Source organism: Streptosporangium sp. NBC_01755 (assembly GCF_035917995.1).
GTDB lineage: Bacteria > Actinomycetota > Actinomycetes > Streptosporangiales > Streptosporangiaceae > Streptosporangium.
Genome location: NZ_CP109131.1, coordinates 602,878 through 626,416, shown reverse-complemented (window position 1 = coordinate 626,416; position 23,539 = coordinate 602,878). Strand labels below are relative to the sequence as shown.

The following is a 23,539-nucleotide window of genomic DNA, read 5'->3' as shown; positions in this document are numbered from 1 at the left end:
GAGAGGGGGCCGCTTCCGACGGCCGGTGAGGCGGCTTCCTCACCGGGCGGGGGGCAACGGTGAGCGTCTCCGTGCTGGGGGTTCGGCACCACGGTCCCGGGTCGGCGCGGTCCCTGTGCGACGAGCTCGACCGCCTCAAGCCGGACATCGTGCTCATCGAGGGCCCGCCCGAGGCGGACGAACTGGTCGAGCTGGCCCGTGACCCCGGCCTTCAGCCGCCGGTGGCGCTCCTCGCCCACGTGCCGGGCGAGCCGTCCACTGCCGCGTTCTGGCCGTTCGCGGTGTTCTCCCCCGAGTGGCAGGCACTCCGCCACGCCGTCGGGGCGGGCATCCCGGTCCGCTTCTGCGACCTGCCGGCCGCGCACAGCCTCGCCTCCCGCCCTGACACGACCGGTGACGCCGAACCACAGCGGGGGAAGGATCCGGACGAAGCCGGGGCGCGCGCACCGGATACGGAGGCTCCAGACCTCCGTGCTGAAACGGCGCATGACGGCGAAAAGGGTGATGTCACTCCGGAGGTCGTACGGATCGATCCGATCGGGGCCCTCGCCCGCGCCGCCGGATACGACGACCCGGAGCGGTGGTGGGAGGACGCCGTCGAGCACCGCGGCGACACCCCGTTCCACATGATCGCCGAGGCCGTGGAGGCGGTCCGCGAGGGACATGTCGCCGACGAGTACGAGGCGCGGCGCGAAGCCTTCATGCGGCGCACGATCCGCAGAGCGGTCAGGGACGGGTTCGAGCGGATCGCCGTGGTCTGCGGGGCCTGGCACGTCCCCGCGCTGGCGGGCACGGCGCGTGAGGGAGCGCCCTGGGGAGCCGGGCTGCCCACCGCGAAGGCCGACGACGCGCTGCTCAGAGGGCTGCCCAAGGTCAGGGCCGAGATCACCTGGGTGCCGTGGACGTACGGGCGGCTGGCCTCCTGGAGCGGGTACGGCGCGGGTGTGACCTCCCCCGGCTGGTACCACCACCTGTTCGCCTCCCCCGACCGTCCCGTCGAGCGGTGGCTGACCGGGGCGGCCGGGGTGCTCAGGGAGGAGGACCTGCCGGTCTCCTCCGCCCACGTCATCGAGGCGGTCCGGCTCGCCGAAAGCCTGGCCGTGCTCAGGGGGCGGCCCCTGGCCGGGCTGGCGGAGGTCACCGAGGCGGTCAGGGCGGTGCTGTGCGAGGGCGACGACCTGCCGGTGGAGCTGATCCAGCGACGCATGGTCGTGGGGGAGCGGCTCGGCCAGGTGCCGGACACCACCCCGATGGTCCCCCTCCAGCGCCACCTGCGCGAGGAGCAGCGGCGGGTGAGGCTCAAGCCCGAGGCGCTCGACCGTGAGTACGACCTCGACCTGCGCAAACCCCTCGACCTGGAGCGCAGCAGGCTGCTGCACAGGCTCCGCCTGCTCGGCGTCGGCTGGGGCGCCCCCCAGGAGAGCCGGGGCAAGGGCACCTTCCGCGAGTCGTGGTCGCTCACCTGGCGGCCCGAGTTCGACATCGACCTGATCGAGGCGAGCGCCTGGGGCACGACCGTCCCTGCGGCGGCCGCCGCCCGCGTCCGCGACCTCGCCGACGGGGGAAGGGCGCTCGGCACGGCCACCCGGATCACGACACCCGGCGCGACGCCCGGGTCGGGGATACCCGGACCGGGAGGCGGCGGGCCGGGCGGGTCCGGCGCGATGTCCGGTGGCGGGGCGTCCGGCGGGGTCACGCTGGCCGGGCTCACCGGCCTGGTGGAGCGCTGCCTGCTCGCCGACCTGCCGGAGGCGCTGCCGCACGTGCTGGATGCCCTATCGGCGCGGGCCGCGCTCGACGGCGACGTCACGCACCTGATGGCCGCGCTCCCGGCGATGGTCCGCGCCCAGCGCTACGGCGACGTGCGCGGCACCCCCGCCACCGGCCTGGCCACCATCGCCCTGGCCATGCTCACCAGGATCTGCGTCGGTCTCGGTGGCGCCGTCACCGGTCTCGACGACGACGCCGCCCGCGACCTGATCCGCCACATAGACGCCGTCCACGCCGCCGTCGCCCTGCTCGACGACGAGCCCGCCCGTCCGGTAGGAGGCTCTGCCGACTCAGGGGAGGAACCATCGCAGGGGCGGTGGCTGGTGGCGTTGCGCGGAGCCTCCGGCCGGAGCGACCTGCACGGGCTCATCGAGGGTCGGCTCACCAGGATCCTGCTGGACGCGGCCGACCTCGACACGGCCGAGGTGGGCCGGCGGATGTCACTGGCGATGTCGGCGGGGCACCCGCCGGCCAGGGCGGCGGCCTGGATCGAGGGGTTCCTTTCGGGGGGCGGGCTGCTGCTCGTACACGACTCCCGGCTGCTCGGGCTGGTCGACGAGTGGCTCATCGGACTCGCCCCGGAGACCTTCGTCGACGTGCTGCCCCTGCTCCGCAGGACGTTCGGCGCCTTCGCCGCCCCTGAGCGGCGCTCGATCGGCTCGCGCGTCCGCTCTCTCGGCGCAGGCACGGGCACCGGCGGCGGCGCAGGCCGGGCACCAGACGCGGAGGACTTCGACGAGGAACGCGCGGCGGCGGCCGTGCGGACCGTGCTGACGATTCTGGGAAGGACGGGGAGCATCGATGGATGAGCGGCTGCGCCGCTGGCGGATGGTCCTGGGCGGTGACGCCGACGGCACCGGGTGCTCGCTCGCCGGAACCGACGCCCAGATGGACGGGGCACTGGCAGCGCTGTACAACGGGGGCGAGGGCTCGGCCGAGCGGAGCGGTGGCCTGGGCGCCTCCGCACCCAGGGTGGCGCGCTGGCTGGGCGACATCCGATCCTATTTCCCCTCGACCGTCGTCCAGGTCATGCAGAAGGACGCCGTCGAGCGGTTGAACCTGACCCGGCTGCTGATGGAGCCGGAGATGCTGGAGGCCGTCGAGCCGGACGTCCACATGGTCGGCACCCTCCTGTCGCTCAACCGGGTGATGCCCGAGAAGGCGCGAGAGTCGGCCAGGGCGCTGGTCAGCAAGGTCGTCTCCGAGTTGGAGCGGCGGCTGGTGCAGAAGACGAAGGCCGCCGTGACCGGCGCTCTGGACCGCTCGGCCAGGACCCACCGGCCCAGGCGGGTCGCCGACATCGACTGGGACCGCACGATCCGCGCCAACCTGAGGAACTACCTGCCCGACCGCAACACCGTGGTCCCGTCCAGGCTGATCGGATACGGCAGGAGGCAGCGGGCGGTCCAGCGAGAGGTGGTGCTCTGCATCGACCAGAGCGGGTCGATGGCCGCCTCCGTCGTCTACTCGAGCGTCTTCGGCGCGGTGCTCGCCTCGATGCGCTCGCTGAAGACCTCGCTGGTCGTCTTCGACACGGCGGTCGTCGACCTCACCGACCAGCTCCACGATCCGGTCGAGCTGCTGTTCGGCACCCAGCTCGGCGGCGGCACCGACATCAACCGGGCCATCGCCTACGCCCAGGGCCTCATCACCCGCCCCAGCGACTCGATCTTCATCCTGATCAGCGACCTCTACGAGGGTGGCGTACGGCAGGAGATGCTCCGCAGGGTCGCCCAGATGACCGCGGCCGGCGTCCAGGTGATCGTGCTGCTCGCGCTCTCCGACGAGGGCGCGCCCTTCTACGACCACGAGAACGCCGCGGCGCTCGCGGCCATGGGGGTGCCCGCCTTCGCCTGCACCCCCGACGTCTTCCCCGACCTGATGGCCGCGGCGATCGAGCGCCGCGACATCGGCCAGTGGGCCGAGCGTCGGCTGGAGCACACCGCCACCTGATCCCGTCCTGGTGAGGGAGGCAAGGCCACGGGGGCCCACCCTCTCCAGGACGTCAGGGGCCGAATCCGGCCCCAGCGCGGCTCCTCGATCCGATGGCACCTGACACCCGCCGTTGTGCGGGCCGGTCAGGTGGCCGTCTCGGACGGCTCCCCGCCCGGTGGCCTCTCACGGGCGCGTCGAGCCGCGTCTCTTCTCCGTGGTCAGGACGGTTCTGCGGCCTCTCAGGAACGCTCCTGATCTCCGCGGTCTCTCAGGAACGCTCCTGATAGACGTCGGGGATGCCGTCGTGGTCGTGATCGACGGTTTCGGCCTCGTGGATGCGCCGGTAGGTGCGGTTGCGCAGGCGAAGGATCAGTGTCGCCGCCAGTGCCGCGATCAGGGAGCCGGTCAGGACCGCCACCTTGACGTGGGCGTCACGCTCGCTGCTAACACCGAAGGCCAGCTCCCCGATGAGCAGGGAGACGGTGAACCCGATACCGGCCAGGACGGCCAGCCCGGCCACATCCACCCAGGCCAGGCCCTCGTCCAGGTGGGCGTGTGTGAAGCGGGCCACCAGCCAGGTCGCGAGCATGATCCCGAGGGGCTTGCCGACCACGAGCCCGGCGACGACCCCCACCGCGACCGGGTCGCTCAGGGCGGTGGCCAGACCGCTCAGGCCGCCGAGGCCCACCCCGGCTGAGAGGAACGCGAACACCGGCACGGCCACCCCGGCGGAGAGCGGCCGCAGGCGGTGTTCGAAGTGCTCGGCCAGACCGGGACCGGCCTCCGGGCCACCGGCGCGCTCGCTGCGCAGGACCGGCACGGTGAAGGCCAGCAGCACGCCGGCGACGGTGGCGTGCACGCCCGAGGCGTGCATCAGCGCCCAGGTGGCGGCGGCCAGCGGCAGCAGCAGCCACCAGGCGCGTACCCGGCGCTGCACCAGCATGGCGAAGACCGCCAGCGGCACCAGCGCGCCCAGCAGCGGCAGCACCGACAGCTGCTCGGTGTAGAAGACGGCGATGATGACGATGGCCACCAGGTCGTCGACCACGGCCAGGGTGAGCAGGAAGGTACGCAGCGCCGTGGGGAGATACCGGCCGATGACCGCGAGCACGGCCAGGGCGAACGCGATGTCGGTGGCCGTCGGGATCGCCCAGCCCCTGGCAGCGCCGGCACCGCTGTCGAGGGTGAGCAGCAGGTACAGCACGGCCGGGACGATCACCCCGCCGAGTGCGGCCGCGACCGGCACCGCGGCCCGCCGCACCTGGCGCAGGTCGCCGGCGACGAACTCACGTTTCAGCTCCAGACCGGCCACGAAGAAGAAGATCGCCAGCAGCCCGTCGGCGGCCCAGGTTGCCAGGCTCAGATCCAGGTGCAGCGCCGCGGGGCCGACCTTGACCGCACGCAGCGCGTCATAGGCACCTGACCACGGGGAGTTCGCCCAGAGCATCGCCACCACCGCGCCGACCAGCAGCAGCGCCCCGCCGACGGTCTCCTTGCGGAGGATGTCGGCGACGCGGCGGGCCTCGGGCCACGAGCCCAGGCCGAGCAGGCGAGGCGTGCCAGGCGGGGTTCCGGTCATCAGTGCTCCATTTTCGGGGTCGGGTCAGCCACTGCCGACCAGACTTCCCGGCGCACCACCGGTTACTGTACCCGCGGAGCGGAAGGCCCTCCCCGCCGGGGGCAGATGAGGGCCGGCGTTGGCCGCCCGCAGGTTCTTCTCCCGATCCCTTCCACCCGGTCACTTCTCCACGCCCCAGTGGGAGCGGCTTCTCGCCCTCGTCGCCCAGATCGACAACCTGGTGGGCGCCAACGGTACGGAGCGGTTCGAGTTCGGGCTCGACCTGCTCCTGAGAGGTCTGGTCTCCCACATCCAGGACGCCGGTCCTACGACCAAGGACTGACGCGGAGGCCCGATGTCAGGGGCCGGGCATCGGGCGTACCGTCGGCCCATGATTACCACGACGGGCGAAAAGCGTTCTGCCGGGATATTCGCCCCGCGCCACCGTGCCCTGACCGTCGGGATGGTGGCGCTCATCTCCCTGGTCGCCTTCGAATATCTCGCGGTGGCCACCGCCATGCCGGTCGTGGCCAACGAGCTGGACGGTCACGCGCTGTACGGGCTGGCGTTCAGCGGGGCCATGGCGGCCGGGGTGATCGCGACGGTGCTGGGTGGGCGGTGGGGCGACGTCAGGGGGCCGGTCGCGCCACTCTGGGCCGGTGTGGCGCTCTTCGCCGCCGGGCTGGTCGTGGCCGGGGCGGCGACGACGATGGACATGTTCGTCGTGGGCCGGTTCGTGCAGGGCTTCGGCGGGGGCGTTTTCCAGGTCGCGATGTACGTGCTGGTCTCGCGGGTCTACCCGGCGGAGATCCACCCTCGGGTGTTCTCGATCTTCGCGACGGCCTGGGTGGTGCCCTCCATGGTGGGGCCGGTGATCACCGGTCTTGTGGTGGAGCAAGCGGGCTGGCGCTGGGTCTTCATCGGCGTGACGGTGCTCCTTCTCCCGGCGGCGCTGCTGCTCTGGCGCGGGCTGGCCGCCGCGCCGATGTCGGACCGGCCGCCGACCGGCCCGCGCTCCTCGATCGCGCGGCGGCTGGGCTGGGCGGTGCTCGTCGCGGTCGGCGCGGCACTGATGCAGTACGGCGGCGCGGCGCGCGGCGCCGGGTTCGTCCTGCTCGTCGTCGGTCTGGCCGCGCTGGTCGCGGCGTTGCCCCGGCTGCTCCCCAAGGGAACCCTGCGCGCGGCCAGGGGTCTGCCCTCGGTGATCTCACTGCGGGGCATCGTCGCGGGTGCGGTCATCGGCGGAGAGGCGTTCCTGCCGCTGATGCTCAACCAGGAGCGTGGCCTGTCGCTCACCATGGCCGGGCTCACCCTGACCGGTGGCGCGCTGAGCTGGTCGTTCGGCTCGTGGGTGGTGGGCCGCCGGCGCTTCGACCGTGTCCTGGTACTGCGTTGCGGCTCGGTGCTGATCGCCGCGGGACTCGTGCTGATGGGCCTGACCGTCTTCGCCGTCGTTCCGGTCGCCGCCGCCTTCCTCGGGGAGATCGTCCTGGGGCTCGGCATGGGCATCGTGTACCCGACACTGTCGGTGCTCGTCCTGGAGTTGTCATCCCCGGGTGAGGAGGGGGAGAACAGTGCGTCACTGGGGGTCGCGGAGTCGGTGTACACGGTCGTCTCCGTCGCGGTCGCCGGCGCGCTCCTGGCGGCACTGGGCGCCTCGGCCGCCGCCTACGTGCTCTGTTTCTGGCTGGCGGCGCTGATGGCGAGCACCGGAGCCCTGATCAGCGGCCGGGTCAGGACCTGACGCCTTTCCCGGGCCGAAAAGGATCGTGAACCTGGTGGCCTCGTTCTCCGACTGTGACGGGTGACGGGTGAACGAGATGACCAAATCCCACCCCCGCGAGCAGGAGGCGTTCGCAAGCCGCCGTGGCACCATGGGAAGAACGCCGTTCCTGCCGGTGTTGAGAGGAGTCCCGCCTTCGGGCGGGATTCGTTTTTTCCGAGCTTGAATTCTCCGAGTCCGGAGAGATCAAGGGGGGGTCATGCCGCGTGTCCGTGAGCTTGAGGTGTTCCGGCTGATCCTGTCCTACGGCAGGCGGCCGGAGAGCATCCTTGTCCGGCTCACCGACTACGGGGGCATGACCGGGTGGGGCGAGGTCGTCGACGCCGCTCCCAAGACCTGGGTCGCGCTGGAGGAGGGGCTCGCGCAGGCGCTGATCGGCGTCGACTGGGAGCACCCCGACGAGCTCGGCGCCGTTCCCGGCGGATCCGCCGCCGACATGGCCTGCTGGGACCTGTGGGCGAGGATGCGCGGTGTGCCGCTGGCCCACGCGCTGGGCGGCACCCGCACCTCCCTCATGGCCACCGTCAGGATCGGCGCCGACCGCAACCTGGAGAGCCTGGTCGCCCGGGTGAACCGGCACGTCTGCGCCGGGTACGCCCACGTCACCCTGGACGTCCACCCCGGCTGGGACATCGAGCCGTTGCGCGCCGTCCGTCAGGCGTACCCCGTGCTGGGCATCGGCGTGGACGCCCGCGGCGCCTATCACGACGTCGACGCCCTTGCGGCACTGGACGCCTACGGGCTCTCCGCGATCGAACGCCCCTTCGCGGGTCTCGCGGGCCTGGCCGACCACGCCGACCTGCAGCAGCGCGTCGCCGCCCCGGTCCTGCTCGAGGTTGCCTCCGCCGCGGAGCTGGACGAGGCGGTCGCCGCGGGCGCGGGCCGGGCGCTGCTGCTCCGCCCGTCGGCCCTGGGCTCCCTGCGCCAGGTGCGGCGGGTGCACGATCGCGCGGTGCGCGCCGGATGGGAGATCGCCTGCGCCGGGGGCCTGGGCGCCGGGCTGGCGCGCGCGGCCACCGTCGCCGCGGCCAGCCTGCCCGGCTGCGGCCTGCCCTGCGACGTGGCCGAGCCGCCGCGCAGCGCGCAGATCGTCGACCCGCCGGTGGGCGCCTCGGGTGGTGTGGTGGCCGTGCCGCTCACCCAGCCGGGCCTGGGCCACCGCATCGACGAGGACCGTGTCCGCCGCCTGTCCAGGGAGTCGTACTCGGCCTAGTACGGTTCTGACACTGCCGTCACGTCCGCCTCGGCTGTGAGCGTTACCGCGGCCACACCTGCGGCCGAGGGGAACCCGGGACCGCTCCGGGCCCGGCTCGCTTCCGTTTCATCCGTCTTCATCCGTCGCCGCGGGGCGGCGGCGGTCAGGCGCAGCCTTCGGTGATGCCCTTGGGAGCGGTCGGATCCGGCTTCGCCGTGGTGCTCGCCTCGGGGCGGGGCGCGCGGGTGGTCGTGGTCGTGGTCGTGGGCGCGGGGGTGGGGGTGGCCGTGGGGGCTGCGGCGGTGAGGGGGCGCCGGGTGACGGCCGAGGAGTGCAGGGCCTTCGCGGTGACCGTGCGAATCCTGCTCCAGTCGGGGTAGCCGGTGTTGATCAGCGGCGGGACGAACTGGACGCTGGTCACCCTGGCGTTCTTGACCTTCAGCGCCAGCGGGACCAGGTGCTCCAGCATCGGGCGCGGGATGTCGGTCCGCAGCAGTTCCTTGGTGGCCAGCGCGACCTGGTTGAACCGCGACAGCACGGTCGCCGGGTCCGACTGGGAGAGCAGGGCGCCCAGCACGCACCGCTGGCGTCCCATCCGGGTGTAGTCGTCGCTGTTGGTGCGCGATCGGGCGAACCACATCGCGTCGGCGCCGCGCAGCCTGCGGGTCCCCGCCCTGACCAGGCCCTCGTTGTACTTGCCGAAGACCACGTCCTGGGGCACGGTCACCGTCACGCCGCCGATCGCGTCGATCAACCGGGCGAAGCCCCACATGTTGGCCAGGGCGTACCAGTCGATCTTCAGCCCCAGCGTGTAGCCGACCGTGTCGATGAGCGTCTTCGCTCCCTGCTTCTGGCGGCCCCCGAAGATCTCCGGGTGCGCGTCGGCGTACTCCCAGACGGCGAAGAGCAGGTCCTCGCGCGAGCCGTCCGGGTTGGCCGGGAGCCGGAACCCGTCGGGGAAGCGCCTCGCCATGGGGGAGCCGGGGACGAAGCGGACGTTCTCCAGGTTGCGCGGCAGGCTCAGCAGCACGGTGTTGCCGGTTTTGACGTCCACGCTGGCCACATTGATGCTGTCGGTCCGCACGCCCGCCCTGTGGGTGTCGGCGTCGCCGCCGAGCAGCAGGATGTTCACCCGGTCGCGGCCCGTCCACGGGTCATCCTCGCCACCTCCGCCGGTGGCGGGACGCGGAGTGGACGGGGCGTTGAAGACGTCGTCCAGTGCCGACTGCGAGACGGCCGCGTACTGCCCGAGGAGGCCGAACGGCAGCAGTACGGCCACCGAGAGAGTTCCCGCCAGGACCCCGGTGACCACCTGCCCGGCGCCGGGCAGCGTGCCGGGGTTCATCACCACGAACGAGTGCACGACCAGTACGAACCAGGCGGTGCCGAGCGCCAGGGAGGCCACCGTGACGCCGGTCAGCCAGGAGGAGGAGACCAGTTGCCCGGCCAGATCACCGAGGTCGGAGGTGAGCGCGACCCAGAGCAGAACCAGCAGCAGTGTCACGTACGCGCACAGGAGTGCCAGCCCGGTCCTTCGCCATCCGGCGCGCAGGTGCGCGGCGCCCGGGACGATGGCGGCCAGTGCCGTCCAGCCGATGACCGTGCCGACGCCGGGCGGCTTTGATCTGTCCCGCAATTGCTCCCCGTTTCCTCGCGCCTGACTCGCGCTTGACCGCCGCAGGGAGATGGTAGGGGGGCGAAACCAGGTCGCGGGCGACAAGTGGGTGAACAACTCGGGAAGCCGATAAGGCTTTATCCTCTGATTTCCACTGGAATAAGATTCGGTCATGGCTTTCGCTGAGATCGAGTACGGCGTGGCGGACGGTGTCGCCACCATCACCCTCGACCGCCCGCACCGCCTCAACGCCGCTCCCGATGGACATCAGGTTCGCCTCCGACACAGCCGGGTTCGGCTCCGACACAGCCGGGTTCGGCTCCGACGCAGCCGGGTTCGGCTCCGCGCCCGACGCCGCCGAGGGCGTCACGACCAGGGGAAGGCGAACAGGCCGTAGTAGGCGGCGGCCACCAGAAGCAGGCCGGTGCCGCCGAGCACCCCGGCGATCGCGGAACTCTGCGGACGGGAGGGCTCCCAGCCCTCCCGCAGCCCCGCGACGACGGCCGCCACGCCCGTGACCTCCTGCAGCAGCATCAGCAGCGCCAGGATCCTGATGACCAGCCACCCGGTGAGCACCGCCGGCCACGCCCCGGCCTGGTTGACCGAGAACAGCACGAGCAGCGTGATGAACGCCGCCACCGAGACGAGCAGCCCGGCCCCGGTCCACGCCATCCGGCGGAACCGCCGTCGGATCGGCGGCCAGATCCGGGCGTTGGCCTCCGCGGCGGGTGACCGGCCGCGGAGCCGCACCACTATCTCGGCCACCGGGCCGACCACGTAGCCGACCGCGGCCAGGCAGATCGTCAGCCCGATGACGGTTCCCCCGGCGTACCAGGGAGCCGCGGGAACGTCGCTGGCCTCCAGGCGCTGGATCGGCGTGGCACCGGCGATGGGCACCGCCGCTCTGGCCGTGCCGGGCAGGCCCAGGACCCAGTTGGCCAGCGTCTGCAGATAGCCGGGCGCGAACGGGCCGCCGTGCACGCGCATGCCGTGGTCGGCGCGGTCGAGATAGCGGATGGTGTAGTCGCCGTTGCCGCCCTCGGTGAGCGCGCCGGTCAACGCCATGCTGCTCTCCACGAACGGAATCGAGGGATCGCGCGTGCCGTACAGGGCCAGGACCGGTTGCCGCATCCCGCGCAACGCGGGCAGGCCGTCGTAGCGCAGGAAGTTCATGTCGACGGCGCCCATGACGCGGGTGAGCAACTCGCGTACCCCGCTGGGCGCGTACAGCCGTTCGAGCTGCTCGCCCAGTGCCCAGGTCACCTGCCGCATGGGGGAGACGTTGGGGGCCGACACCAGCACGGTGAACCCGACGGCGCTGCTCCTGGTCGCGGCGATGGGCACCACCCAACTGCCCTCGCTCACCCCCCACAGCCCCGCCCTGGCCGGGTCGACGTCGTCGCGCGAGATCAGCTCCCCCAGCACGAGCAGGGCGTCGCGGGCGAGAAGGCCGAAGTCACGGTTGCGGAAGTCGTAGCCCACGGTCCGCTTGTCGTAGACGAGGGTGACGATCCCGGCCCTGGCCAGCCACTCGGCCTGGGTGGTGAACTCGCCCCTGACACCGGGTCCGGCCCCCTGCACGAAGACCAGCGCCGGGTGCCGCCCGGGGGCGATCGGCGCGCGGATCGTCGCCTCGATCGGCGTACCGTCCTCGGCCGTGACGGTGACATCCTGCGTGGTGATCTGCCTGGTCGCGGCGACCGGTCTGATCTCGTCCAGCGGCTGGGGAGGGAGGGTCTGGAAGACCGGGTCGGCGCGGAGCGGGGTCGGGTCGAACGGGGGCGGCAGGGTGTAGCCCACCGTCGCGAGAACCACGAGGATCAGGCCGGAGACGACGCTCAGAGCGCCACGGCCGGCCTGGTTACCGATCCGATCCCCGATCGTCACTCGCCTCCGTGATCGTCGTTTCCCGGTATCGTTCCCTCGATCTTCAAGCGTACTCATGGACGGAAAGCCTTGAGCGTAACGGGCGATCCGAGTGATGTGAGTGGCCACATTTGTCACTGAGTCCTGTTAGCTTCGTGCGACATGCGGGTGCTGCACACATCGGACTGGCACCTGGGCCGCTCGTTTCACCGGGAGAGTCTCCTGGCCGCCCAGGGCGCCTTCGTCGACCACCTGATCGAGACCGTCAGATCGGAGCGGGTCGACGTGGTCGCGGTCTCCGGTGACGTCTACGACCGGGCACTGCCCTCGGTCGACGCGGTCGAGTTGTGCAACCAGGCACTGCGGCGGCTGATGGACGCCCGCGTGCGCACCATGCTGATCAGCGGCAACCACGACTCGGCGCGCCGCCTCGGCTTCGGCGCCGACCTCATCGACGCGGCAGGTGTTCACCTGCGCACCGACCCCGGCCGGGTCGGCGAGCCGGTCGTCGTCGACGACGTCGCCTTCTACGGCATCCCCTACCTGGAGCCCGAGCTGGTGCGCGCCCCCTGGGAACTGCCCGAGCGCACCCACACCGCCGCGATCGGGCACGCCATGTCCCTGGTCCACGCCGACCTCGCTCGGCGTGGACCCCGGTCGGTGGTCCTCGCCCACGCGTTCGTGACCGGAGGACGAGGCAGTGACAGTGAACGCGACATCAGCGTGGGAGGTGTCGCGCATATGCCGGTGTCGGCCTTCGACGGTGTCGACTACGTGGCGCTCGGCCACCTGCACGGTCGCCAGCGGATGAGCGAGACCGTCCGCTACTCCGGCTCCCCGATCGCCTACTCCTTCTCCGAGGTCGGCCAGGTCAAGGGATCCTGGCTGGTCGACATCGGCCCCGGCGGGTACGAGCGGGCGGAGTTCGCCGAGGCGCCGGTGCCCAGGCCGGTCAGTCGGCTCACCGGCCGCATCGACGAGCTGCTGGCCTCGCCCGAGCACGCCCGCTACGAGGACCACTGGCTCCAGGTGACGCTCGTCGACCGGATCCGGCCCAAGGGCGCGATGGAGCGGCTCAGGTCCCGCTTCCCGCACACGCTCGCCCTGTCCTTCGAACCCGAGGGCGGGGGCGATGAGACCGTCACCCGGCCCAGGGTGGCCGGCCGGCCCGAGATCGAGGTCGCACTCGACTTCGTCCGCGAAGTGCGCGGCGAGGCCGCGGACCCCGCCGAGACCGAACTGCTGCAGAAGGCCATCGAGGCCTCCCGTGCGAAGGAGGCGATGGCGTAGATGCGCCCGCACCGTCTGTGGATCACCGCGTTCGGCTCCTTCCCCGGTGAGGAGCAGGTCGACTTCGACGCCCTCGCCGAGGCGGGGCTCTTTCTGATCCACGGCCCCACCGGTGCGGGCAAGACCACGGTGCTCGACGCGCTCTGCTACGCCCTGTACGGCAGGGTGCCGGGCAGGCGCGACAGTGCCAAGAGCCTGCGCTGCGACCACGCACCCCCGGGACGCGGCCCCGGCGTGGCACTGGAGGTCACGGTCCGGGGGCGGCGGCTGAAGATCACCCGGTCGCCCGCCTGGCAGCGTCCCAAACTCAAGGGCACCGGCACGACCAGGGAGAACGAGAAGGCACTGCTCCAGGAACTCGCCCCCTCCGGGGAGTGGGTGGGGCTGACCACCCGGGTCGACGAGACCGGGGAGTTCATCGGCACCCTGCTCGGCATGAACGCCGAGCAGTTCCTCCAGGTCGCGATGTTGCCCCAGGGGGATTTCGCCAAGTTCCTCCGTGCGGACGGGGAGGACCGGCGCAAGGTTCTGGAACGCCTCTTCTCGGTGAAGGTCTACGCCGCCGCCGAGTCCTGGCTCGCCGACAGGCGCACCGAGGCGTATCGCGAGCAGCAGACCCTCCGTAAGGAGGTCGACTTCGCCGTCAAACGTCTTGAGGAGGCCGCGGGTTCCGCGCTCTCGACCGCGCTGGCGGACGTCTTGACGGAGGTCTCGGCGGAGGTCTCGGTGGAGGTCTCGGTGGAGGACGATCCGCTGGGGTGGGCCCACGCGATCGAGGAGCTCGCGGCACGGGAGGTCGCGCGGCTGGGCGGCGAGGGCGCCGGGGGCGAGGCCGCCGTACGGCAGGCGCGCGAGAGCCTGGAACGCGGCACCGCGCTGGCCGACCGGCGACGCCGCCACGCCGAGGCGCTGACCAGGAGCCGTGCGCTGGAGGAGACCACCGAGGAACGGGCGGACCTGGAGACCCTCCTGGAGGAGGCGGCGGCCGCCGACCGGGTGCTGCCGCTGATCCAGGGTGCCGAGCAGCGCGCCGAGGTCGCGGCCAAGGCCCACCGACTGGCCGCCGACGCCGTCGCCCGCGCCCTCCCTCTCCTTGACCGTACGGGCGGCGCGGACTGCGGTGACGCCGTGCTCGGTCACCTGGTCGAGCTGGAGCGCGACCGCCAGAGCGAGATCACCCGGCTGGGCGAGCTGCGCGCGGAGGAACCGCGCCTGGCGGAGATCGTCCAGGAGCGGGAGAGGACCGCTCGTGAGATCGTCGAGCTGGCAGCCGCGCAGATGGTGGCCGACGCCCGCCTGAAGGTCCTCCCCGATCTCCGGCGGGAGGTGGAGACGCGGCTCACCGCCGCCCGCCTGGACGCCGCCCGCGTCCCCGCCGCCGAGTCGGCGGTCGAGGGCGCCGCCACCCGCCTCCGGGCGGCCGAGCACCGCGACCGCCTCGCCGTCGACCTGTCCGCGGCCCGCGCCGCCCTCGCCGCCGGGCTCGCCGCCCTCCCGCCAGGGGTTCGCGACGCCTTCCCGACCGGGGTTCACGGCGCTCCCGGAGCCGGACTCGGGGACGGAGCCCACGACACGCTCGGGGCGGAGGCTTTTCCGGCAGGGGGCGACAACACGTTCGGGACCCGTCGCGACGACACAGCCCTGCTCGTCGAGCCCGGTGAGATCCGCGAGGTCCTCGCAGCCCAGGAGAGGGAGTGCGGGCGGCAGCTGGCCGGGCTGGAGGGGCTGCGGGTAGAGGAGGCCCGGCTGGCCGAACTTGGCAAGCTGATCGCCGTACTCGACGGCGAACTCGCGCAGGCGGCCCGGCAGGAGGCCGAGGTCCGCGGGCTTAGGGAAGGGCTGCCCGCCGAGTCGGCGGAGGCGACCGTACGGCTGAACGAGGCCAGGGCCGCCGCGGCGGGGATCCTGGCGGCGCGGGCGAGTGCCGAGGCCGCCACCGCGGTGCTCACCGCGGTACGGCGCCGCGAGACGCTCCGCGCCGAGTCGGAGATCGCGCGTGCCGCCCAGGTCGAGGCCATCGACCTCGCCCAGACGCTCCGCGACCGCTACCAGGACATCCAGCGCTCCAGGACCGAGGGCATGGCCGCCGAGCTCGCGGCCAAGCTCACCCCTGGCGACCCCTGCGCGGTCTGCGGCTCGCCTGACCACCCCGCCCCCGCCGCCCCGGCCGACGAGGCGCACACCGTAGCGGACGAGCGCGCGGCCCAGGGCGCCTACGAGGCGGCCCAGGAGCGGCGCAGGGACGCGGAGACCACGGTCACCGTGCTGCTCTCCCGCCTCGATGAGGTCCTCGCCGTCGCGGGAGAGGAGACCGGGGAACGGGCGGGGGAGATCCTCGCTGAGGCCGAGCGGGAACTGGAGGCGCTGACCCTCGCGGCGAGCGCCGAGGAGGCCCTCACCACCGAGGTGGAGCGGATCGCCACCGAACTGGACGGCGCGAGAACCCGGGCCGAGGAGATCGCCAGGCGGCTCGCCGAAGGCCGGGCCCGCCACACGGGATGGCAGGCCGAGCGCGAGCGCCTGACCGCACGCCTGGACGGGGCCCGGGGCGACGACCTCACGGTCCAGGCCCGCCGCGACCGCCTGGCGGCGGAGGCCGAGCGTCTCTCCGCGGCCCTGGCCGCCGCTGTCCACGCCGTCGAGGTCACCGCGGCCCACCGGGAGGCGAGCGATCGGACCGACCTGGCCGTACCAGACGCCACGGGCGAGCTCGCCGGGGCGGAGGGAGTGCTGGCCGCGCTCCGGGAGTCGGCCGATGCCGAGCCGGCGCTGGCGGCGGAGGCGGCCGGGATCGCCGCCGAGTCCGAGCGGCTCAGGGAACGCTCGCGCGAACTCGCCGTCGACCTGGCAGCCCGCCGTACGGACGTCGAAAGGCTCGGCGCCGACGCCGAGCGGCTGGCCGGGCGCATCGACGAGGCACGCGGCCAGGACCCGACGCTGACCGCCAGGCTGGATCGGCTGGCCGACGAGGCGGAACTGCTCAGGGAGGCCGTCGAGGCGGTCAGGGACGAGCGGGTCGGCGCCGCCGAGCTCGTGACCGCCCGCGACCGGGCGCTGAGCGCCGTCGTCGAGGCGGGCTTCCTCGGGCTGGACGACGCCCGCGCGGCCGTCCGCTCTCCCGCCGACCGGGAGGAGAAGGTCGCCCGCCTCCACGAGCTCGTCACGGAGAGCGCCGCGGTCGCCGCCATGCTCGCCGACCCCGAGCTGGTCGCCGCCGCGGCCGAGCCGGAACCCGACCTCTTGAGCCTGCGCGAGGCGCGGGACGCGGCCGACGCCGCCCACGCCCGCCTGCTCTCCGAGCGGAGCCAGGCCGAGGGCCGGCTGGCCCGGCTGGCCGCGCTCCGCACCGAGCTGGCCGCCTGCCTGGAACGCTGGCGGCCCGCCGACGAGCAGCACCGCCTGGCCGACCGGCTTGCCGCCCTGACCGGTGGGAACTCCGCCGACAATCGGTGGAGGATGCGGCTCTCCTCATACGTGCTGGGCGAGCGCCTCAGCCAGGTGGTCGCCTCGGCCAACGAGCGGCTCGACCACATGTCGGGCGGGCGCTACCTGCTGGAGCACAACCGCGACCGCTCCGCCGGAGATCGGAGCAGGTCCGGCGGCGGGCTCGGCCTGCACATCCTGGACAGCTGGACCGGCGTCGGCCGCGACCCGGCGACCCTGTCGGGCGGCGAGAGCTTCATCACCTCCCTGGCCCTGGCCCTCGGCCTGGCCGACGTGGTCACCGCCGAGGCCGGGGGAGTCGACATCGGCACGCTCTTCGTCGACGAGGGCTTCGGCACCCTGGACGAGGACACCCTCGACGGGGTGCTCGACATCCTCGACGGCCTGCGCGACAACGGCCGCGCGGTCGGCATTGTCAGCCACGTCGCCGAGCTGCGCACCCGGGTCCCCGCCCAACTGCACATCCGCAAGGAGCGCCGAGGCTCGACGGTCCGTCAGTGATCCGCCCGACGACGGCATGACGACGTGACGGTCTCCTGAGCGTCGCGCGACTCCGAGCGCGCGTATGACGGCATGCTCGATGGCACGACCGGCGGCGTGGCCCGCCGGGCGCGGGAGTCGGTGACGTCGTCGCCCGCCGAACACCGCGAGCGGTGCTGAAGGGCTCGGCCTGCCGACGGCTCCATCGCGGCACGAATCGCCGCGCGCCGAACACCGCGCGTCAGGACGGCGCGGTTCGCAGGGCGGGTGACTCGATGGCGACGGTGTCCGAGGGGCCGTACCGGTGTGTCCTTTCCGTTCGGGGTGCCGCACCGGCGGTGGTGGATCAGATCTTTTGGGGACGGGTTAGAAGCATGTTACGGCTGCCCGGAATTTCAAATCAACCATTGACTCCCCCTTTGTCACTCCTTACTGTTCGTTCCACGCCGTTCGGTTCATCTGAACGCCGTACCGCTGACCGGAACGATGGGGACTTGATGGGTTCCCAGGGTCACACTCATGCCACCGAGAGAGGGAAAGGGCGACGATGCCGGATCCGGGGCCGCTGTTCTCGCCCGTCAGGCTGGGGCCGGTGTCACTGCGCAACCGGGTGTTCGTGCCTGGCCACACCACCAATTTCGGCCTGGACAACCGCCCGACCGCCCGGCACACCGCCTACCACCTGGAACGTGCCAGAGGCGGGGTGGGGCTGATCATCACCGAGGCGGTGCGGGTCCATCCCACCAGCGCCGGAAGGCACATCAGCCTCGGTAGCTTCGACGACTCCTCCATTCCGGCCTACGCCGAGGTCGCGGAGGCCGTGCACGCCGAGGGGGCGCGGATCTTCGCCCAGATCATGCACGCGGGGCGGCAGGCCTCCGGCGACGCGACCCGCACCGCGGCCTGGTCGGCGGCCGACGTGCCGTGGGCCGCCGGGGCGCACGTCCCGCACGCGATGGGACACGGCGACATCGCCACGGTCGTCGACGCGTTCGGCGCGGCCGCCCACCGCATGGCCCAGGCCGGGTACGACGGCGTGGAAGTCCACCTCGGCCACGGCCACCTGCTCCAGCAGTTCCTCTCGCCGGTCACCAACACCAGGACCGACGGCTACGGAGGTGACCTCGACGGGCGTCTCAGGCTCACCCGCGAGGTGCTCGCCTCGGTGACCCGGCAGGCGCCGGACCTGCCGGTGGGGCTGCGGATCAGCGCCGACGAGTTCCTGCCCGGCGGTCTGACGCCGCAGGACATGCTGGAGGTCGTCGGGCTCCTGCGCGGTGAGTTCCCGCTCGTCTACGTGCACGTCAGCCACTCGGCCTACCACGGCAGCTACTCGCTGGCGACGCAGATGGCCGACATGAGCTTCGGCCACGCGCCGTTCCGGCACCACGCGGCGCTGTTCAAGTGGAGCTTCCCCGACCTGGCCGTGCTCGCGGTGTGCCGGCTCGACAGCCTTCCCGAGGCCGTCGAGCTGGTCACCTCCGGTGAGGCCGACCTGGTGGGGCTGGCGCGGCCGCACATCGCCGATCCCCACCTGGTCCGCAAGGCGATGGAGGGCCGCTCGCACGAGTCCCGCTCGTGCCTGGCCTGCAACCAGGGCTGTATCGGGCGGCTGGAGAGCAGCCTGCCGATCTCCTGCGTGGTCAACCCCGAGGTCGGTGCCGAGCGGGAGTGGCGGCGGATGAGGGCGGAGCCGCCGCTCGCCGGTGCCCGTCCTCGCCGGGTCCTCGTCGTCGGCGGCGGTCCCGCGGGCATGGAGGCGGCACTGTCGGCCCGGCGCGCCGGCCACGAGGTGACGCTCGCCGAGGCCGGCCCCGAGTTGGGCGGCCAGGTGGCGATCGCCGCCCGGGTGCCGGGCAGGGAGCGCCTCGCGCTGCTCACCTCGGAACTCAGCCGGGACGTCGCCACCGAGCAGATCACGATCCTGCTGGGGCACCGCGTCGAGGCAGCGGACCTCCTCGCGGGAGGTCGCCACGAGGGCGTCGACGACGTCATCGTGGCGACGGGCTCGCGGCCCCGGCGGCGGGAGCTGCCGGGCGGGCCCCCGGTGTTCGACCTGTGGCAGGCGGTCGCCTCCCTGGACGACCCGGCCTCGCCGCTGCGCGGCACCGTCGTCGTCCGCGACGACGAGGGGGCCTGGCCCGCCGCGTCGATCGCCGAGCACCTGGCCGGGCTGGGGGCGAAGGTGCACCTGCTCTCCCCGACCGCCTCGCTTTCCGCCCGCATCACCACGTACTCCAGGCTCGCGCTCACCCACCGCTTCGGCGAGCTGGGTGTCAAGGTCCACCCGCTGCGCGTCCCGCAGGGCGTCGAGGGGGGCCTGCTCACCCTCCGCGACACCCTGTGCGGCGATGTGGAGACCCTGCCGGGCGTGACCGCGATCGTCGACGCGGGCACCCCCACCGCCGTGGACGAGCTCTACCGCGAACTCGACGCCCTGTCCGAGGCCCCCCGCGTGCACGTCGTCGGCGACGCCAACGCGCCGCGGACCGCGCTGGAGGCGGTCTACGAGGGAAGGCTCGCCGGCACCTTCCTGACCGATGCCGTCAGTGGCGCGACCGCGCTGGCCCGCGCCCACTGAACCACGCCTCGACCACATTGCCACCGTTCCCCGTCGGCCCCGATGCGGCACCGGAGAAGGGCACCGCTCGACCCCTGGAAGGAGAACCATGATCGATATCGAGGATCGCCTGACCTTCGATGAACGCTCCACCGTGGACTACATCCTGGCGATGCGCAAGAGGTGGGCTGACACGCTCTACCCCGCTCTCGCCGAGGAGTACCGCGCCGGCGGCGCTCCCGCGCGGACCGTGGAGGAGGCCGGCGAGCGTTTCCGTAACCTGAACCTCTACTCGTGGTTCAGCCACCTTGAGCGGGTGCAGCAGAAGATGCTGTGGAAGACCGCCGGCGACGCCGTCATCAGCCGCCGTGACGACCTGATCGACCAGCTGGGCGAGGTGGAGGCGCCGAAGGGCAAGCTCACCCTGAATGCCGAGGTCGAGCTGCCGGACTGGTACACCGACTTCGACATCCACATCCAGCCCGGCGGATTCTTCTCTGACGACCTGTCCGCGTACGTCTACGAGTTCGGCGCGCGGATCGTCATGCTGCGCGACAACGACGGCTACAAGTTCCACCAGCTGTTCACCCAGACCGCGTTGCCCGACCTGCCGGACGCGGCCCGCGTGGTCGACATCGGCTGCGGCTTCGGCAAGAGCACCCGCCCGCTCGCGAACCGCTACCCGCAGGCCGAGGTCATCGGCATCGACTTCGCCGCCCCCGGTCTGCGCCTGGCGCACGCCGAGGCCGAGGCCGAGGGCGTCGCGATCACCTACCTCCAGGGTGACGGCAGGGCGACCGGTCTGCCGGACGGCTCCTGCGACGTGGTCACCGGCACGATGGTGCTGCACGAGATGCCCGCCCAGGCCGTGAAGGAGACCATCCAGGAGGCCGCACGCCTGCTGCGGCCCGGTGGGGCGCTCCGCTTCCTGGAGTTCCAGCCGACCGGTGACCCGTTCAGGGACGCGACGATCTTCGAGCACGCCGAGCGCAACAACGAGCCCTTCTTCCATGACCTGTTCGCCTCCGACCTCCTGGAGTTCTGCCGCGAGGCCGGTCTGACCGACACGTCCTGGTCACCGTTCGACGAGCGCAACGACGGTGTGCGCCCCGAGGGCTGGGGCGACCGGCGCGAATGGCACTTCCCGTGGGCGGCTCTCGCCGCGAACAAGCCGGAGAACTGATGAGCGACGAATTCGACTACTTCCGCGACCGTCACCTTGGCAAGCTGCTCGACCTGGCCCTGCAGCTCAGCACCGACCTGCACGTCGCCAACCAGCGGCTGCACGGCCTGGAGGCGCTGCTGGTCCGCCACGGCGTCGTCGCCGAGGGAGAGCTCGACTCCCTGGTACCCGACGAGGCGGAGCGCCGGATCCTGGAGCGCCAGCGCGACGCGATGATGAACCGCCTGATCAGGATCATCGCGGAGAGCGGTCCCGCCGAGCACCCGCTGCGCGACCAGTGGGAGGCCGCCCTGGCGGCCAAGGCCGGCTGATGGCTACCGGCACGGCGGCCAAGCTCGTCGACCACTACCTGCGACTGTGCGAGGACCGCGACCTCGACGAGGCCGCCAGGCTCCTCGCGCCGGGGGTGCGGCTCGTCTTTCCCGGGGACCTGGTCTTCACCTCACTGCCGGAGATGGTCGCCGGCGCAGGTGGCCGCTACCTGTGGGTGCGCAAGAACCGCGAACGGTACTTCGAGGGTGAGGGTGACGACGACGCCACCGTCGTCACCTCCCTGGGCACCCTGTACGGCGAGGACCTGGCCGGAGCCCCCTTCTCCGGCATCCGATACGTGGACGTGTTCGTCATCCGCGACGGTCTCATCGCCGAGCAGCACGTCTACAACGACCTCACCGAGGCCGGGTTCCCCCTCCCCGGTCTGACACCCCCCACCCCATTGGTTTGATAGAGGTGCCGTACGTGAAGAAATCCCTGCGACTGGGCGTTGGCGCCCTCACCGTCGCGACACTGACCATGCTGGCCGGCTGCGGTGGAGGCGACACCGCCGCACCCGAGGGCGCCGATGGTGCCCAGGCCGCCCGAGGAAAGATCACCTTCGCCATCGCCTCGGCGGTCATCGGCCCCAAGGAGGAGGTCGCCGCCTACGCGGTGGCCAAGGACCAGGGCTTCTTCGACGAGCAGAACCTGGACGTCGAGACCATCAACACCGACGGGTCCGTGGCCGCCATCCAGGCCGTCGCGTCCGGCAGCGCCGACATCACCGCCGCCGACGCGGGCTCGATCCTCGCCGCGGCGGAGAAGGGCGTACCGGTCAAGGCGATCGGCGGCCTGGTGCAGAACTGGCCGTGGGTCATGGCGGTCAAGCCGGGCAGCGATATCAAGAGCGGCGCCGACCTCAAGGGCAAAAAGATCGGTGTCATCAGCCTGGCGTCGGGTTCCAGCCCGTACGCGCGGGGCTACGTCCGCGAGGCCGGGCTGGACCCGGAGAAGGACGTCGAGCTGCTGCCCGTCGGCGTGGGCGCGCAGGCCGCCGGCGCGATCAGCAGCGGCCAGGTGGACGCGCTCGCGCTCTACACCCAGGCGTACGCCACGATCGAGAACTCCGGCGTCACCTACGAGTATCTCCCCAACCCGGACATGTTCCAGGGGATCCGCTCCATCACCTTCGCCGTGCGCAAGGACACCTTCGACGAGAAGAAGGACGTGCTGACCCGCTTCCTGCGCGCCGGCTACCAGGGCATGCTCTTCTCCGCGGTCAACACCGAGGCCGCCACCCGCATCGGCTACCAGGTCTTCCCGCAGATCCTGGCGGGCAAGTCCGCCGAAGACCGGATCGCCGACGACACCAAGGTCATGGCGGCGTGGCTGAAGACCTCGACCCCCACCACCGGCGAGCCGGAGACCTTCGCGGACTGGGGTGCGATCAGCGACCAGGAGTGGACGAAGACCGCCGCCTACACCAAGGGCGCCGGGCAGATCACCAAGGACCCGGTGATCGCCGACGTCTGGGACGCGAGCCTGCTGCCCGCGGCCAACGAGTTCGACTCCGCCGCGGTGGTCTCCAAGGCCAAGGCCTACAGCCCGAAGTAACCCGAGGCGTACGCCCGAGGTGACCCGTGGCCGCACACCCCGGAGTATGCGGCCCCGGGTGACCCGGGGCCGCACCGCCAGAAGTGGATCAGGGCCGGAGCGACCGGCGACCACGACCGACACACCCGAGCATCGAAGAGGAGGGCCGATGGCCATCAGGACCCCCGGCCGCCGCCAGGCCACCGCCGCATCGGCACCGGTGGACGAAGACGCGTGGATCGAGGTGGCCGGCCTGCAGAAGCTGTACCGGCCCCGCAGGTCGGAGCCCACCCATGCGCTGTCCGACATCGGCTTCACCGTCAGGCGGGGGGAGTTCATCTCCGTCGTCGGGCCCTCCGGATGCGGTAAGACCACCCTGCTGAAGATCCTTGCCGGGCTGATCCCCAGGAGCGAGGGCGTCGTCCGCGTCGCGGGACGGGACGTGACCAAGCCGCTCCCCGAGGTGGGCATGGTCTTCCAGGCCGCGACCCTGCTGCCCTGGCGCACCATCCTGGAGAACGTGATGGTCCCCGTCGAGGTGCAGAGACTCGACGCGGCCGTCTACCGCGAGCAGGCCAGGAACCTGCTGAACATGGTCGGCCTGGACGGCTTCGGCGACAAGTACCCCCATGAGCTCAGCGGCGGCATGCAGCAGCGCGCCGGGATCTGCCGGGCCCTGGTGCACGACCCGTCCGTACTGCTCATGGATGAGCCCTTCGGTGCCCTGGACGCCATGACCAGGGAGTACATGAACGTCGAGTTGCTGCGTATCTGGAAGGAGAGCGGCAAGACCGTCGTCCTGGTCACCCACTCCATCCCCGAGGCGGTGTTCCTGTCCGACCGGGTCATCGTGCTCAGCTCCCGCCCCGGGCGGATCGCCGAGATCGTCCCGATCGAGCTGGGGCGCCCCCGCGATCTCAGCGTCATGTCCTCCGACCGCGCCGGGGTCTACGTGTCGCGAATCCGCCAGCACTTCAACGCCGCCGGCGTCATCGACTGACGAGGTACACAC

16 protein-coding genes are annotated in these 23,539 nt (G+C 72.1%); 13 read left to right on the top strand and 3 right to left on the bottom strand.

The genetic code is table 11. From position 1 onward, the window contains the following. Positions 1-59 precede the first annotated feature (59 nt). Both OG884_RS02595 and OG884_RS02590 read left to right on the top strand, forming a co-directional pair. Positions 60-2,579, top strand: a complete 2,520-nt coding sequence (locus tag OG884_RS02595) for a DUF5682 family protein (RefSeq protein WP_326641728.1) — start codon at positions 60-62, stop codon at positions 2,577-2,579. Next, the gene (locus OG884_RS02590; protein WP_326641726.1) at positions 2,572-3,723 is read left to right on the top strand and encodes a VWA domain-containing protein; all 1,152 of its coding nucleotides are present in this window, start codon (positions 2,572-2,574) and stop codon (positions 3,721-3,723) included. Before OG884_RS02595 ends, OG884_RS02590 begins: the two co-directional genes overlap by 8 nt. A gap of 250 nt (positions 3,724-3,973) precedes the next feature. On the opposite strand, the gene nhaA is transcribed toward OG884_RS02590, so the two are convergent. Next, a complete protein-coding gene (gene nhaA / locus OG884_RS02585) occupies positions 3,974-5,284 on the bottom strand; it encodes a Na+/H+ antiporter NhaA (protein ID WP_326641724.1) in 1,311 nt (436 codons plus the stop codon). 118 nt (positions 5,285-5,402) lie between these two features. On the opposite strand from nhaA, the gene OG884_RS02580 reads away from it, so the two are divergent. The 3 genes from OG884_RS02580 to OG884_RS02570 all read left to right on the top strand — a co-directional run bounded on the left by OG884_RS02580 (position 5,403) and on the right by OG884_RS02570 (position 8,259). Beyond that, positions 5,403-5,606: a hypothetical protein gene (locus OG884_RS02580; protein WP_326641722.1), complete on the top strand. Its 204-nt coding sequence runs from the start codon at positions 5,403-5,405 to the stop codon at positions 5,604-5,606. 48 nt (positions 5,607-5,654) lie between these two features. Next, positions 5,655-7,007 (top strand): MFS transporter, encoded by a 1,353-nt coding sequence (locus OG884_RS02575; RefSeq protein WP_326641720.1) that lies wholly within the window; start codon positions 5,655-5,657, stop codon positions 7,005-7,007. Positions 7,008-7,245: 238 nt separating this feature from the next. After that, on the top strand, positions 7,246-8,259 hold the full coding sequence (locus tag OG884_RS02570) for an enolase C-terminal domain-like protein (protein ID WP_326641718.1): 1,014 nt from the start codon (positions 7,246-7,248) through the stop codon (positions 8,257-8,259). Positions 8,260-8,404: 145 nt separating this feature from the next. Here the strand turns inward: OG884_RS02570 and OG884_RS02565 are convergent, their stop codons facing one another. Next, positions 8,405-9,877, bottom strand: a complete 1,473-nt coding sequence (locus OG884_RS02565) for an LCP family protein (protein WP_326641717.1) — start codon at positions 9,875-9,877, stop codon at positions 8,405-8,407. A gap of 345 nt (positions 9,878-10,222) precedes the next feature. After that, entirely contained in the window at positions 10,223-11,743 is a 1,521-nt protein-coding gene (locus OG884_RS02560) for an alpha/beta hydrolase family protein (RefSeq protein WP_326641714.1), read from the bottom strand. 141 nt (positions 11,744-11,884) lie between these two features. On the opposite strand from OG884_RS02560, the gene OG884_RS02555 reads away from it, so the two are divergent. The 8 genes from OG884_RS02555 (at position 11,885) to OG884_RS02520 (ending at position 23,527) form a co-directional block, all read left to right on the top strand. Next, positions 11,885-13,012, top strand: coding sequence for an exonuclease SbcCD subunit D (locus OG884_RS02555; RefSeq protein ID WP_326641712.1), 1,128 nt, complete (start codon positions 11,885-11,887; stop codon positions 13,010-13,012). Further along, a complete protein-coding gene (locus tag OG884_RS02550; RefSeq protein ID WP_326641710.1) occupies positions 13,013-16,957 on the top strand; it encodes an AAA family ATPase in 3,945 nt (1,314 codons plus the stop codon). A 526-nt stretch (positions 16,958-17,483) separates the two neighbouring features. Next, positions 17,484-19,517, top strand: a complete 2,034-nt coding sequence (locus OG884_RS02545; RefSeq protein ID WP_326641709.1) for an oxidoreductase — start codon at positions 17,484-17,486, stop codon at positions 19,515-19,517. Positions 19,518-19,605: 88 nt separating this feature from the next. Further along, positions 19,606-20,679: a class I SAM-dependent methyltransferase gene (locus OG884_RS02540; protein WP_326641707.1), complete on the top strand. Its 1,074-nt coding sequence runs from the start codon at positions 19,606-19,608 to the stop codon at positions 20,677-20,679. Further along, positions 20,679-20,990, top strand: a complete 312-nt coding sequence (locus tag OG884_RS02535) for a hypothetical protein (protein ID WP_326641705.1) — start codon at positions 20,679-20,681, stop codon at positions 20,988-20,990. The genes OG884_RS02540 and OG884_RS02535 overlap by 1 nt, the downstream gene beginning before the upstream one ends. Continuing rightward, positions 20,990-21,403 (top strand): nuclear transport factor 2 family protein, encoded by a 414-nt coding sequence (locus OG884_RS02530; RefSeq protein ID WP_326641703.1) that lies wholly within the window; start codon positions 20,990-20,992, stop codon positions 21,401-21,403. Before OG884_RS02535 ends, OG884_RS02530 begins: the two co-directional genes overlap by 1 nt. A gap of 14 nt (positions 21,404-21,417) precedes the next feature. Continuing rightward, positions 21,418-22,548, top strand: coding sequence for an ABC transporter substrate-binding protein (locus OG884_RS02525; protein WP_326641701.1), 1,131 nt, complete (start codon positions 21,418-21,420; stop codon positions 22,546-22,548). Between the two features lie 148 nt (positions 22,549-22,696). Beyond that, positions 22,697-23,527, top strand: coding sequence for an ABC transporter ATP-binding protein (locus OG884_RS02520; RefSeq protein WP_326641698.1), 831 nt, complete (start codon positions 22,697-22,699; stop codon positions 23,525-23,527). Positions 23,528-23,539 lie beyond the last annotated feature (12 nt).

Bases quoted from the DNA above. Each gene is read 5' to 3' on its own strand.
- OG884_RS02550 (WP_326641710.1), top strand. From the start codon at position 13,013: ATGCGCCCGCACCGTCTGTGGATCACCGCGTTCGGCTCCTTCCCCGGT.
- OG884_RS02530 (WP_326641703.1), top strand. From the start codon at position 20,990: ATGGCTACCGGCACGGCGGCCAAGCTCGTCGACCACTACCTGCGACTG.
- nhaA (WP_326641724.1), bottom strand. From the start codon at position 5,284: ATGACCGGAACCCCGCCTGGCACGCCTCGCCTGCTCGGCCTGGGCTCG.
- OG884_RS02575 (WP_326641720.1), top strand. From the start codon at position 5,655: ATGATTACCACGACGGGCGAAAAGCGTTCTGCCGGGATATTCGCCCCG.
- OG884_RS02570 (WP_326641718.1), top strand. From the start codon at position 7,246: ATGCCGCGTGTCCGTGAGCTTGAGGTGTTCCGGCTGATCCTGTCCTAC.
- OG884_RS02555 (WP_326641712.1), top strand. From the start codon at position 11,885: ATGCGGGTGCTGCACACATCGGACTGGCACCTGGGCCGCTCGTTTCAC.
- OG884_RS02540 (WP_326641707.1), top strand. From the start codon at position 19,606: ATGATCGATATCGAGGATCGCCTGACCTTCGATGAACGCTCCACCGTG.
- OG884_RS02590 (WP_326641726.1), top strand. From the start codon at position 2,572: ATGGATGAGCGGCTGCGCCGCTGGCGGATGGTCCTGGGCGGTGACGCC.
- OG884_RS02520 (WP_326641698.1), top strand. From the start codon at position 22,697: ATGGCCATCAGGACCCCCGGCCGCCGCCAGGCCACCGCCGCATCGGCA.
- OG884_RS02535 (WP_326641705.1), top strand. From the start codon at position 20,679: ATGAGCGACGAATTCGACTACTTCCGCGACCGTCACCTTGGCAAGCTG.
- OG884_RS02545 (WP_326641709.1), top strand. From the start codon at position 17,484: ATGCCGGATCCGGGGCCGCTGTTCTCGCCCGTCAGGCTGGGGCCGGTG.